General features: G+C 46.4%; 10 protein-coding genes. 4 read left to right on the plus strand and 6 right to left on the minus strand.

Annotated elements, in window-relative coordinates; translation table 11 throughout:
- Positions 1–9: 9 nt before the first annotated feature.
- Positions 10–1938 (plus strand): ATP-binding protein, encoded by a 1929-nt coding sequence (locus ACO0KZ_RS03820; protein ID WP_422992919.1) that lies wholly within the window; start codon positions 10–12, stop codon positions 1936–1938.
- Here ACO0KZ_RS03820 and ACO0KZ_RS03825 read toward each other — a convergent pair.
- The 3 genes from ACO0KZ_RS03825 to ACO0KZ_RS03835 are packed head-to-tail and all read right to left on the minus strand — an operon-like array spanning position 1935 to position 3573.
- Positions 1935–2630 (minus strand): CAP domain-containing protein, encoded by a 696-nt coding sequence (locus tag ACO0KZ_RS03825; protein WP_422992921.1) that lies wholly within the window; start codon positions 2628–2630, stop codon positions 1935–1937. The genes ACO0KZ_RS03820 and ACO0KZ_RS03825 overlap by 4 nt on opposite strands.
- 36 nt (positions 2631–2666) lie before the next feature.
- A complete protein-coding gene (locus ACO0KZ_RS03830) occupies positions 2667–3134 on the minus strand; it encodes a nuclear transport factor 2 family protein (protein WP_422992923.1) in 468 nt (155 codons plus the stop codon).
- Positions 3135–3141: 7 nt separating this feature from the next.
- Positions 3142–3573: a hypothetical protein gene (locus tag ACO0KZ_RS03835; RefSeq protein WP_422992925.1), complete on the minus strand. Its 432-nt coding sequence runs from the start codon at positions 3571–3573 to the stop codon at positions 3142–3144.
- Between the two features lie 206 nt (positions 3574–3779).
- On the opposite strand from ACO0KZ_RS03835, the gene ACO0KZ_RS03840 reads away from it, so the two are divergent.
- Entirely contained in the window at positions 3780–4553 is a 774-nt protein-coding gene (locus tag ACO0KZ_RS03840; protein WP_422992927.1) for a DUF481 domain-containing protein, read from the plus strand.
- Between the two features lie 113 nt (positions 4554–4666).
- On the opposite strand, the gene putA is transcribed toward ACO0KZ_RS03840, so the two are convergent.
- Complete coding sequence (gene putA, locus ACO0KZ_RS03845) at positions 4667–8329, minus strand: trifunctional transcriptional regulator/proline dehydrogenase/L-glutamate gamma-semialdehyde dehydrogenase (RefSeq protein WP_422993885.1); 3663 nt, start codon at positions 8327–8329, stop codon at positions 4667–4669.
- 114 nt (positions 8330–8443) lie between these two features.
- Between putA and ACO0KZ_RS03850 the strand changes: the two genes are divergently transcribed.
- Complete coding sequence (locus ACO0KZ_RS03850) at positions 8444–8932, plus strand: Lrp/AsnC ligand binding domain-containing protein (RefSeq protein WP_422993887.1); 489 nt, start codon at positions 8444–8446, stop codon at positions 8930–8932.
- A 116-nt stretch (positions 8933–9048) separates the two neighbouring features.
- Here the strand turns inward: ACO0KZ_RS03850 and ACO0KZ_RS03855 are convergent, their stop codons facing one another.
- Positions 9049–10302 (minus strand): tetratricopeptide repeat protein, encoded by a 1254-nt coding sequence (locus ACO0KZ_RS03855; protein WP_422992929.1) that lies wholly within the window; start codon positions 10300–10302, stop codon positions 9049–9051.
- A 381-nt stretch (positions 10303–10683) separates the two neighbouring features.
- Between ACO0KZ_RS03855 and pabB the strand changes: the two genes are divergently transcribed.
- On the plus strand, positions 10684–12435 hold the full coding sequence (gene pabB, locus ACO0KZ_RS03860; RefSeq protein WP_422992931.1) for an aminodeoxychorismate synthase component I: 1752 nt from the start codon (positions 10684–10686) through the stop codon (positions 12433–12435).
- Here pabB and ACO0KZ_RS03865 read toward each other — a convergent pair.
- Positions 12432–13199, minus strand: a complete 768-nt coding sequence (locus tag ACO0KZ_RS03865) for a HesA/MoeB/ThiF family protein (RefSeq protein ID WP_422992933.1) — start codon at positions 13197–13199, stop codon at positions 12432–12434. The two genes, pabB and ACO0KZ_RS03865, sit on opposite strands and share 4 nt — an antisense overlap.
- Positions 13200–13228 lie beyond the last annotated feature (29 nt).

A 13228-nucleotide genomic window follows, 5' to 3' on the forward strand; every position in this document is an offset into this window, starting at 1 on the left:
AGATACGAGATGAACTACTCAGATTCTGCGATACAGCTCAATTTACTGCAGCATATCGTGCAGCACGGAACGGTGCCCTTAATGGTGGTATCCGCCCCCGATCTCTTACTGATAGAAGTCAATCATCGCACTTGCGAGATCTTAGGTCGAACCCGTGAAAGCTTGTTGGGGCAAGAATTATCCAGTGTTGAGTGCGCACTGCAAGACGTTTTTTTCTGGGAGGAGATCAAAGCAAATCCCGTGTTTTCTGGTGTACGTGTCATAGAAAGCGAATGGCTAGACAACAACGGTCATGCGATTCCGATTGAAAAACGCGTTTCGAGTTTTAGCAATAGTGGACAGTATTTTTGGATCATTCAAGCCGAGGATCTTACTGAAAGGCGGCGTATCGCGCGCGAGCAAACTCATCTGGCATCACAACTACAAAGCTCACTAGAGGCAACGGCCGAAGGCATTTTATCGATTGATCTACAAGGTCGCATCGTTAATTTGAATCGTCGCTTTGCTTCTATTTGGGATTTGTCGGACGACCTCATCGTGGCGCGTGATGAAACTTTGATGATGCAGCACCTGCTATCCTGCCTGCGTGATCCAGAATCATTTAGAGAAATTTTATTAAATCTCAAAGTTAATAACGAAGCAGAAACCGAAAACACTTTGGGTTTAATCGATGGCCGGCACCTGATCTGTGTTTCTAAGCCCGAGTATCTGCGTGATCGCTTAATCGGTCGTGTGTTCAGCGTACGCGACATTAGTGCGATGAAAAAAATCGAAAATGATCTGGTCGATGCGCTTAATTTAGCTGAACTAGCGGTACAAGATAAATCACACATGGTCGACGCGCTAAAAATCAGTGAGTCACGCTTGCGCCGTTTGGTGAATTCTAGCCTGATCGGTATTTTTCAAGGCGATATGAGTGGTCACTTGACCTTAGCCAATGATGTCTTACTCAAATTATTAGGGGTCGATCGAGAAAACATTATCAGCAATCAAATCGAGTGGTTAAAACTTACTTCGCCCGAATATCATCAAGCGCATCAAGCTGCACTCGCTGAAATACGTGAATTCGGTCAGGCGGCCCCCTTCGAAGCAGAGCTGACGCGCAAAGACGGTGTCAAGGTGCCAGTCATGGTCGGACTTGCGCAGCTAGAAGGTTCTCGCTTTGAATGGGTTGGTTTTGTTTTGGATCTAACCGAACAGAAGAAAGCGGATCGCGCTAAATCTGAATTTATTTCAGTAGTCAGTCACGAGTTGCGTACGCCCCTCACCTCCATTCGGGGCGCTCTTGGTTTATTGGAAAACGGTGCGGCAGGCGAACTAACACCCAAACTCATGCATTTGATTCGAATAGCCCACAGAAATAGCCAACGATTAGGAAGTCTGGTCAATGATTTGCTCGATATGGAAAAGCTGGCATCCGGAAAGATGGAGTTTAAATCAGAGAGTTTCAATGTGACACAACTCGCCGCACAAGCAATCGAAGCCAATACCGCTTACGCGGCCGCTCTCGGTGTGCAGTATGTCTTAGTAGAACCAAGCGCAACTCTGTACGCCGTCGGTGATAGCGACCGTGTCATGCAAGTATTTGCCAACTTACTGTCCAACGCCGCCAAGTTCTCGCCTGAGGGCGAAACCGTAATTATGCGCCTACAAGCGGATCAGCAGTTTATTCGAATTGAGATCGAAGATCGTGGGCGAGGTATTCCGATTGAATTTAGAGATAAGATTTTTTCTAAATTTGCCCAAGCAGACGGCTCTAACACGCGACAACAAGGCGGCACTGGCCTCGGTCTCAATATCGCAAAATCATTTGTGGAAAAAATGGGGGGGGAAATTGACTTTCACAGCGAAGTCAACAAAGGCAGCTTGTTCTGGTTTACTTTGCCAGTAATGAGCAGCGCAGACCTACTGATCGACAATGCATACCCTAAACTTTAAGGTTGTACATTACGATTAGAATAAAATTTCTCTATAACAGAAGGCTCTTTCGGAGGCTTCTTTTTCGGCACCGATTCGCCAGGGAAAGGCCTAACCAGATTCATCGTCCAATAAGTTTTATAAAACGAATTTTTCTTTGCCACGCAAACTACGACTACTTCAGTGTAGTCTGGGTCCATCATTTTGTTGCAATGACTTGGGCTGTCCAGCCAACCTTGCATCACCACATCTAAAGTACGCTGACCTGCCGCAATGTTTTCGCCAGCTTTCATGTAAGGATAACCCGTTGCCAGGATTCTTTGTTTTAATTCGCGTGAATCAAAACTGGTATGCGACACAATATTCGCCTGAGCCATTTGTACCGCATGTAGATAGGCCGCACTTCGTATGCTATTTTGCCAAGCCAATGGCGCGGCTGCTTGGAAGTACTCGTTGCCGCAATACCGCGCCTGAGCACGGATTTCGTTAATCTTTTGGATAAGAGGCTCAGTGAAATCAGGCAGGCCACAAGTATCATTGCTCAAGCCGTCTGTTGGAAAAATTTCAGCGAGCACGGCATTATCAATTTTCAATACAGCGTTGGAGAGTTGTATTGGGACAGGGTCTTTAACCACGGTTCGGTCGGATGAGCACCCCGACATTATGCCTACTAAAAAAACGATGCCCACGACTTGTTGGCGATATCTTTGCATTTCCAAATCCGCTAATCCAAATACCGGCTATGTCGACTAAGTAGTCGCTGTAAATTTTCTTAAGCTAGCCGCGGCCTGCCCTCTAATCTTATTTTGCACCATGGGAAATGCCCCGAACAACCAGCCTGTTAGACCCAAGGCTTGGCGGCACCACTTCCATAAATCGAAATGGTCTTGATGGCGACTGATCTTACCGTCTCGAAATTCAAATGTCGCTTCGATCCGATTCACCACCATGCGACCGGTTTGGCTAAAGCGATAAGTCGCGACCCAAGACGCACGTCCTTTCGTTGCATCAGCCTCTATGCCGCCAAAGCTCAAAGAAAAATCTTCAGCGCGGCTGGTTAGCATTTTCCACATAGCACCGACTTGCTCGCCACACAGACGAGGGAAAACTGGATCAGAAAATTCGATTTCGTCGGCATAGCATTCAGCCATAGCGGCCGCATCACGACGCTGAAAGGCTTGATAAAATGTTTGTATTAGTTGGGCGTTAGCGTGCATAGAAGCTTTAATGTGAACTGGCGGAAGCGGATGCCGAAGCAGAACTTGAAGCAGAGGCAGAGGCAGAAGCAGATTCAGACGCTGCTGCAGAGGCTGAGGCTGTCGGTTTAATTTCAACGATATTATTTTCGCGCATGTAGTCGTTCATTTCTTTCCAACCAGCATACACGGCAGCTCTTGATGCCTCAGGATTCATCACGTAACAATCTTCTATGCCACGCCCTGCATGGCGACAAGCACTTCCAGTCGCACGTGCATCGGCTTCTTTAATCGCCGCATCTCTTGCTGGATCAGGAACACCGAGCCGCTCGCATGCACTAACTAAACACAAGCTGAACAACACTGAAGAAATCAAGGCAGTACGCATCGCATCACCAATTTGAACAAAATAAGGGTTAGTGTAGATCAGAAAAGACTTAGTATTCGCGTCTTCCTGCATTTTAATGCGATTTTTTGCAACAAACCCAATGGTGCTGTTGGCGCAATCCCAGTCAACCTCGTCGTGCAAGCAACGTTATATAAGGCTTATCAAGTTCCACGGATTCTCCCTATAAACCTGTAACTGGAATCAAAGATATAATTTAGACGCGCTCGGTGTCAATGCAAACTCCGATGCGTACAGATACAAATCAACAAGGAAATTTCATGTTTTACCCTCGTTTTTTTTCACTAAGCTGCAAATCTCTCGCGCTATTGGGTTTCGCAATCACACAAGTCAATAACGTTCAAGCACAAACCTTGCAAGACAATACATGGCATGGCGGCATCGCCATTGGCGGTTCGCTGGCATCTAGCAACACCTCTTCACAAACCTTTAACGTCGTGGCCAACGCGACCAAAGCGAGCAAAGAAGATAAACTTGGTTTATATAGTTTGATCAATTACGGCAGTAACAAAGTCAATAACATCAAAACCAATACCGCTCAACTACTGCGTCTGGGTGGCCGCTATGACTACAATTTATCCGAGAATAGTTTCTTTTTTGGTGGCGGTGAACTAGAAACTAATAAGATTCAGAACATTGATTCACGTTACGCCATCAATGCAGGTGCCGGTTTTAAACTGATCAAAACCGATGAAACCAACTTTGATTTGTTTACAGGTATAGGTTTTTCAGAAACGCAATTTGGCGCCACCATACCGCCATCACCTACTAGCAAACGCGGTTTCGAATTTTTGCTCGGTGAAGAATCCACTCACAAAATCAGCGCAACTTCCAGTATCAAACAACGTTGGACAGTTTATCCTGGTACCGGTGACATAGGTACTCGAAGCACCCTCGATATCAACCTGGCGACCGTGGTCGCAAACGGTTGGACCTTAAATGCGGGCGCGGCCTTGAGCTACACGAGCAAACCGAGCAATAATTTTAAGAGCACCAATAGCTTGATCACGTTTGGTTTTGGCTACAAGTACTAAAATCACTAGGTTCAAAAATTATAGTTACAAAAAAACCGTATGCGGCCAACAACTCGGTCTCATACGGTTTTTTGTTGCCAGTCAATTCGTAAAAAAGTTACGAATTCATCGGCTTAGTTTTGCAAAGTCATCAAACTTGCGTTACCACCCGCCGCGGTCGTGTTCACGCACAATGCGCGTTCGGCAACCAGACGCCACAAAGGCAATTCTGTATTGACATCTGCTTCTACAATACACACGATCGCACCATCTTGTTGTGCAAATACAGGGCGATAGCTTGCTGCGAGCTCACGCGCTATCAAGGCAAATTGCGCATGAGACTGGTCAGGGCTAGCGACGACGATCGCATCAGCCACCAATTTTGGCAAATCGGCTGGTAGCAACTGTTTAGTGTGCGCTTCCACCACAACCGTATTACCCGTTGCCACCACCGCAGCAATCTGGTTGAGCAATGTCGCGAGATCCTTAGCCGCACAAAACACCCGTCCACGAGAAGAGAATGCCAAAGTATTGGTTTCACCTGTAGGTCCCGGCAACAGCATCGTCATCTTGTAGGGATTTTGACGTGCGTACTTCTCCGCTAAATCAGCGACATCAAGGTGGCCATGGGTTTTCGCCCATACCGTTAAGGCATCTAAGGCAACCGGTGCTTGTTTTTCATAAACGGTGTTACCGCTGAAATTCATGCCAGGATTTTTTTGCAAACGCTTCAAATACAAGGGGCCGCCCGCTTTTGGACCGGTGCCTGATTTACCCTCTCCTCCAAATGGTTGTACACCCACCACCGCACCAACGATATTGCGATTGACGTAAATATTGCCAACATGCGCGCGTTGTGTGATGAATTCTATCGTTTCATCGATACGAGAATGCACACCCAAGGTCAAACCAAACCCTGTAGCATTGATAGCGTCGATCAGCGCAGGCAAATCATCGCGGCGGTAACGCAAGACGTGCAAGACCGGACCGAATACTTCCTTAGTCAATTCAGACAGAGAGTTAATTTCCAGTACGGTCGGTGCAACGAAAGTGCCGTTCTTGCAGCTCGCAGGCAAATCTAAAGTATAGAAAGACTTCGCTTTCGAACGCATCGCATCAATATGCGTTTGCAGATTTTTTTGTGCTTCAGCATCAATCACTGGACCGATGTCAGTCGCCAGACGATCTGGAATGCCAACACGCAACTCTTGCATTGCACCGTGCAACATTTCCAAAGTTTTGTCGGCGATATCATCTTGCAGACACAAAACACGCAAAGCCGAACAACGTTGTCCTGCACTGTCAAATGCCGAAGAAACGACATCATTCACCACTTGTTCTGGCAATGCGCTACTGTCAACGATCATCGCATTTTGACCACCCGTTTCGGCGATCAATGGAATATCAATGTTCTCAGCAATCGAACGTTTAGCCAAAGTACGATTGATGATTTGTGCCACTTCAGTAGAGCCAGTAAAGATCACGCCCTTAACACGGCTATCGGCCACCAATTGCGCGCCGACCACCTCACCCGTACCTGGTAAGAATTGCAAAGCCCCAACGGGGACGCCAGCTTCGTGCATTAATTGAATAGCACGGTGTGCAATCAGAGGAGTTTGTTCAGCTGGTTTTGCCAACACCACATTACCTGCGGCTAAAGCGGCGCTGACTTCACCAATGAAAATGGCGAGAGGGAAATTCCATGGACTAATACAAACCACTGGGCCCAATGCTTCTGTCTGTGGCTGAGCTTCAACTTGCGCTGCGTAGTAACGCAAGAAATCAACCGCTTCACGCACCTCAGCCAAAGCATTCGGCAAAGACTTGCCTGCTTCGCGTATCGCTAATGACATGAAATCCAAAGTCTGCGCTTCGAGCAAATCACCCGCTTTGCTCAAACAGGCAGCTCGCGCTGCTGGTGTTTGATTTTGCCATTCTGTTGCATAAGCTTGCGCAGCAACCAAAGCAGTTTGCACGTCGCTGGCGTCGGCTTCTACCACTTGTCCAACTACATCACTATGATCAGCGGGATTCAATACGGGACGTGCTGCGTTCGCGGATACGTTACCTGCTAACAGCGGTGCCGCTGTCAAAATTTGCTGGCTGAATGCACTAAAATGAGCACTGATTTTTTGCAATTGCAATTCATTGCTGAAGTCCACACCCGCTGAATTTTTGCGTTCCTTACCAAACAAATTACTTGGTAAATGAATGCCGCTATGCATTTGACCAGCGAGATTTTTTGCGATCTGAATTGGGTCTTCGATCAATGAGTCGATAGAAATTTTCTCATCAACGATTTGATTCACAAAAGAAGAGTTGGCACCATTCTCTAACAAGCGACGAACCAGATACGCCAACAAGGTTTGATGTGAACCTACTGGTGCATAGATACGGCAAGGCTTGTTCAGCTTATCTGCGCCAACCACTTGGTCATACAAAGTTTCGCCCATGCCATGCAGACATTGGAATTCATAATCGGTCACTTTCGCTTCTTGCGCCCAACTGTATATCGTCGACAAAGTTAAGGCATTATGCGTCGCAAACTGTGGGTAGATCACATCGGTGACTGCCAACAATTTTTGCGCACACATCAGATAAGAGACATCGGTGTAAACCTTGCGTGTGTAGACTGGGAATCCTGTCATACCATCCACTTGAGCACGCTTGATTTCAGAATCCCAATACGCACCTTTGACCAAACGCACCATAAATTTACGGCTGCTACGACGCGCAAGGTCAATCAAATAATCAATCACAAACGGGCAACGCTTTTGGTACGCTTGCACCACAAAACCTATACCTTCAAAGCCTTCTAGATCTTTATCGAAAGCTAGTGCCTCCATTAAATCTAAGGATAATTCCAGACGATCGGTTTCTTCCGCATCGATGTTCAAACCGATGTTGTATTGCTTCGCCAAAATCAAAAGCTTTTTCAGGAGTGGCAGTAATTCTTCCATCGTACGGGCACGTTGTGCGCGCGAGTAGCGTGGGTGCAAAGCTGAGAGTTTGACTGAGATACCTGGACCATCTTTAATACCACGACCGTTCGATGCTTTGCCAATCGCGTGGATCGCGGTTTCGTAAGCTTTGTAGTAAAACGCTGCATCATGCATAGTCAATGCCGCTTCACCCAACATATCGTAAGAGTAGCGATAGCCGCGCTTCTCATTATCTTGGCTGTTTTTCAAAGCTTCATCGATAGTTTGTCCGGTCACAAACTGATTGCCCAACATCCGCATCGCCAGATCCACGCCTTTGCGAATCAGTGGCTCCCCCCCTTTTGCAATAAGGCGCGTTACAGCGGAGCCTAAGCCTTGATCGCTATTAGTGCTGACTAACTTACCCGTTACTAACAAACCCCAAGTCGCTGCGTTCACGAATAGAGAAGGTGACTCGCCCAAATGTTTGCGCCAGTCGCCTTTGCTGATTTTGTCGGCGATCAATCTATCTTTCGTCGACGCATCAGGAATCCGCAACAAAGCTTCTGCCAAGCACATCAAAGCCACACCCTCTTCAGAGGATAAGGAGAACTCATGCATCAAAGCATCGACACCAGAGGCGCGAGTACGTTGTTGGCGCACCGAGCTAACCAATTTTTTCGCTAACTCATGAGTGTTGTTTTTTGCACCGGTTATTTCTTGTATATTCGCAAGTAACCAAGCCACAGATTCAGTCTCGTCACGGCGATATGCTTCGGTGATTTTGACTCTCAGTTCGGAGGGATTCGCTAACAATTCTTGCTGTAGCGTTTGAAATGGTATGTAAGTAGATTGGGGATTCATGGGTGGATTCATCATTTATTTATAAAAGCAAATATGATTTAATTGTATAGATCATTGACGAGGATTAATTCTGGAAATTCGGATGTATATCGAAATATTGTATTTTGTGAGACAATTCCACCGAATATTATTAACAACTACTCAAACTGCCTTCTTATGCTAGACAAAATCAGTAAAAGAATTCTGGCCGAATTACAAAATGACGGCCGCATCAGTAATGTAGAACTTGCCACAAGAGTCAACCTTTCTCCAGCTGCTTGTTTGGAGCGGGTACGTAAGTTGCAAGAATCGGACTACATTCTAGGCTATACCGCCCAACTTAATCCACATTTACTCGATGTCGCCTTGCTTGTTTTTATCGAAGTGGTATTGGACAGGACGACACCCGATGTGTTTGACGCCTTCAAGCGTGGCGTGCAAGCGATTCCTGAGGTATTGGAATGTCATATGGTAGCGGGTGGCTTCGATTATCTGGTCAAAGCACGGGTTAAGGACATGAATGCCTACCGCGACTTTCTTGGAAAGTCCTTGCTGCAACTAAGTGGTGTGCGAGAAACACATACCTATGCGGTGATGGAAGAAGTAAAAAACACCACGGCATTGCCAATCAAATAGCATTACAAGCGCTGTGTCGAAAAAAAAGCAGTAAGGTCGCCCTTACTGCTTTTTTGCGTTTTGAAACAATTTCATCGAAAAGAGCGACGACGAATCGTCACTCTTTAACTTCAAATTTACTTCATCAACATCCAATAATTCGCCAATTCGACTGCACCATCATTGCCTTGTACAGTTTTGAGCACTTCATGTGCCTTCGCTTTATTGCCGGCTTGCAGATAAGCCATACCTAAATGCAATTTAGCTTCTTCTGGTGACTTTAAACCACCTTTCGCAATACCTTGTTCAATCAAACTGATGCCGCGTTCGTGTTGACCATTGACTACCAAGTTGTAACCCATGTTAGTCATACCCAAGCCCGTTTTAGCAGCTTTAGCAGATGCCTCACCCGCATCTAGTGTCTTTGCGTCGTCAGCAGCTTGTTTGGTGGCTTTTTCCAACAAAGGCTTATGTTTAGCCATGTTTTTGCCAGTACCTAACAAGTTCGCTTTATAACCTGCTTCCATAATATGTTTCGCTTCTAATGGCAGACCTGCCAACAAAGCAGTCTCAGCCATTTCCATAAACTGAGAGCCGTCTTCCATCGTATCTGTTGCGAGCAACAAACGATACCAATCTAAACGCAGGCGGTCATTAAATCCTTGCTTGCTTGGCAAACGATACAGTAAATCTGCCCAATATTCTTTATTTGGATGATATTTAACTAACAACTCTAAAGCCTTAGTGGAACCCTCAATATCTTTCATCTTCATACTGGAGCCGTGCAATAACCGCAAACGCGTTTCACCAGGAACACGCTTCGCGGCTTCATCCGCTGCGATCTGTGCTTTAACAGCTTTTGCTGCATTCACATAGTCATCGCCGAGATAATAATTTTGCACTTCCAGGTCTTGCATCACAGCGTTATTTGGCTCCATTGCCAAATAACGCTTAGTCCATACCTGCGCTTCTTTATACTTTTTTGCATTGTAATAAGTACCGGCCATCGCTTCGGTATACTTTAACTTTTCCGCTGCACTCAAAAATTCACTATTAATCATTTCTTCGAAACAGATCGCCAATAACTCAGTGTTATTCGTACTGGAAGCAATGACCGCTTTAGTTCTGCTCAAGAAAAAATTTTCGTAAGGCGTTTTATTTTCTGACTTACCTAAAGTATTCAGTTTTTCCAAAGCTTCTGGATATTTTTTGTCAGTGATTAATGTTTGGAGTTCTTGCCATGGTTTGGTCCATTCTGCGCGAATGACTTCTTTCGGAGCTTCTTTCTTTTCCGCAGTTTGTGCTTGCGCTGTAACTGGTAACAAAGTAACTGCGCTGGTTCCAAGGGCTAACAGGAGTGCCGCCAAGGCGATAGGAGATTTTTTTGTCATGGCAATATAATTAAAATGAGCGATGTAAGTAAATAAAACGCAACCCGGTGTTCTACGCAAGATCTAATCAAATTAGAGCCGCTTCGTGCGCGCATTATAGCGCGTTTGTGGCGTCTCCCTATAGCTAACGCGGACGAATGAATTTGGTTACACTTTTTTTGTTTTTTGCCACTTTTGAGTTTATTTGACAAAAGTTGCAACAAAATAAAGCCACGCATGATTTTGAAACTGCGAGTAAACTAGCGACGATTTTAACCTGACCTTTCACCCGTGTCTTCTTCCTTTCAAGCTACTGACATTACTCTTGATACTCATCATTGCTTCGCCTTGCTCGATGACGCGCGCAGTAATGACGCCTGTTCACGTTTATATTCAGAGTTTGTGCAATCCATATCATGTAGTCGGGTTGACGATTGGGAGTCCGCTTGGTCGCAAGTGCAACAGGCCTTAGATGCGAGCAACTTTGTCGTGGCATTATTGAGTTATGAAACTGGCGCGCAACTACAGGCAATCGCGTCACGCAAGCAGTTTGACCAACAGAGCAGCATTTCACAATTCCTTGTTTTTAAACGCTGCCAGCAACTGGGCAAAGAAAGTATATTGTCGTGGCTGGAACATCACAGCCAGCATCAAATTGCAGGAATACGGCAATTACAGGCCAATGTCACGGTCGAGAATTTCACATCAGCGATAGAACAAATCCGCGCTTATATCGCGGCAGGTGATACCTATCAAGTTAACTATACCTATCGTTTGCATTTTCAAACTTATGGTTCGGCGCTCAGCCTATATTTGGCATTACGCCGACGTCAGCCCGTGCCTTACGGCGCTTTTATTCATTTGCCAGATGGCTCTGCGATCTTATCTCTATCGCCTGAACTCTTCATTCGCCACACGGCCGGTCATTTATTTGCGCGGCCGATGAAGGGTACAGCGGCAGCCTGCGGCGATGATTTGCAAGATCAACAGGCGGCGGACAACTTACGCCGCGATCCCAAAAATCGCGCAGAAAATTTGATGATCGTTGATTTGCTCCGCAACGATTTAGGTCGCATCGCCAGCACCGGCAGTGTGAAAGTGCCGGCCTTGTTTGAAGTCAATCGCTTCTCCAGCGTATTGCAAATGACCTCCAGCATAGAAGCGCAATTACGTCCTGAATTGAATTTGGCAGAAGTCATGCGCGCGCTCTTCCCTTGCGGCTCAATTACCGGTGCACCTAAACACAGGACGATGGAAATCATACGCGAACTAGAGACAGAGGACCGTGGCATCTACACAGGTGCTATTGGCTGGTTCGATCCGCCAACATCGCAAGCGCGTTTAGGTGATTTTTGTTTATCGGTACCAATTCGTACACTACAATTAAGCCCAGCCGATGCTCAAGGTTCACTCACAGGCTGCATGGGCGTCGGCGCAGGCATCGTCTACGATAGTCGTGCAGAAGAAGAGTTTGCCGAATGCCAATTGAAGGCAAAATTCCTGACAGGTTTGCAACCCGAGTTTGAGCTATTTGAAACCATGTTTGCGACTCACGCTGATGGCTGCCGCCACCTTGAACGTCACTTACAACGACTGGAACGCTCCGCTGATTTTTTTGGTTTTGCATTTGATCGTACGAAGATCGTCTACGAATTACAAACCTGTTGCGCGAGCTTTACCAGCGATTCCGCCTATCGTTTACGTCTTGGCTTGCAACCGAACGGCCAGATACAGATCCAACACGCGCAACTACAAAATTTAAATACCCCGGTAAAACTATTCTTTAAGAATGAAGTGTGCGAAACCGAAACCCTATTTTTGAAGCACAAAAGCAGCCACAGACAAGCTTACGATGCTGCTTGGAAAGCGGCAGAACAAGCAGGTGGCTTTGACAGTTTATTCGTCAACCGTGCAGGTTACGTAACTGAAGGCGGACGTAGTAATGTATTTGTGCGGATTGGTCAGACTTGGTACACACCACCACTCAACGATGGTGTATTACCTGGCATCATGCGTGCCGTTCTGTTGGACGATCCGCATCTGCAAGCACAGGAAAAATCCTTAACGATAGAAGAGCTTTTGCAGGCCGATGAAATTATGCTGTGCAATGCCTTGCGTGGGGCTTTGCCGGCGATTGTGGTGGTTCAATCTTAGTGTTGTAACTTACTATGTAAAGACCCGCAAACCGGACAATCACTATTTTTGCTAATGCCTATCGTATTCCATTCCATAGCCAAAGCATCAAGTAATAGCAGACGCCCCGCTGCAGACTGGCCTAGACCCATCACTAGCTTTAGAGCTTCTGCTGCTTGCATCGTCCCGATAATACCCACGAGTGGTGCAAACACGCCCATAGTCGAACATTGTGCTTCTTCAAATTCTTGATCTGGCGAGAACAAACACGCGTAGCACGGTGCGTCTTTGGTTCGAGTATCAAAGACGCTGAGCTGTCCATCAAAGGAAATCGCCGCCCCCGATACCAGCGGCACACCCGCTGTCACACATGCGCTATTCACAGCATGCCTGGTTTTGAAATTATCGCTGCAATCCAATACTACCGTTGCACTATGCACTAAGGCTTGCAGGCGCTCACCTTGCAAACGTTCTTTCAATGCGACGATTTCAATTTCAGGATTAATCGCGTGCAAGCTGATCTTTGCGGAATCGACTTTATTCTGACCAACGCGCTCCGTCGTATGCAAAATCTGTCTCTGTAAATTAGTCAGGTCAACTTCGTCATCGTCGACTATCGTCAACTTACCGATACCAGCACCTGCCAGATACAAAGCAGCAGGCGAGCCCAAGCCACCGGCACCGATCACCAAAGCATGTGCCGCAAGAATTTTTTGTTGGCCTTCAATCCCGATTTGATCAAGCAGGATATGACGTGAATAACGTAATAGTTGGTTGTCGTTCATTTTTGTCTTTGCCACTAACGGAGCAAACC

The sequence above is a fragment of the Undibacterium sp. Di24W genome (assembly GCF_049340325.1).
In the GTDB taxonomy this organism is placed as follows: Bacteria; Pseudomonadota; Gammaproteobacteria; order Burkholderiales; family Burkholderiaceae_D; genus Undibacterium.

Coding starts and splice junctions, on each gene's coding strand:
- ACO0KZ_RS03820 (WP_422992919.1), top strand. CDS start 10: ATGAACTACTCAGATTCTGCGATACAGCTCAATTTACTGCAGCATATC.
- ACO0KZ_RS03825 (WP_422992921.1), bottom strand. CDS start 2,630: ATGCAAAGATATCGCCAACAAGTCGTGGGCATCGTTTTTTTAGTAGGC.
- ACO0KZ_RS03830 (WP_422992923.1), bottom strand. CDS start 3,134: ATGCACGCTAACGCCCAACTAATACAAACATTTTATCAAGCCTTTCAG.
- ACO0KZ_RS03835 (WP_422992925.1), bottom strand. CDS start 3,573: ATGCAGGAAGACGCGAATACTAAGTCTTTTCTGATCTACACTAACCCT.
- ACO0KZ_RS03840 (WP_422992927.1), top strand. CDS start 3,780: ATGTTTTACCCTCGTTTTTTTTCACTAAGCTGCAAATCTCTCGCGCTA.
- putA (WP_422993885.1), bottom strand. CDS start 8,329: ATGAATCCACCCATGAATCCCCAATCTACTTACATACCATTTCAAACG.
- ACO0KZ_RS03855 (WP_422992929.1), bottom strand. CDS start 10,302: ATGACAAAAAAATCTCCTATCGCCTTGGCGGCACTCCTGTTAGCCCTT.
- ACO0KZ_RS03865 (WP_422992933.1), bottom strand. CDS start 13,199: ATGAACGACAACCAACTATTACGTTATTCACGTCATATCCTGCTTGAT.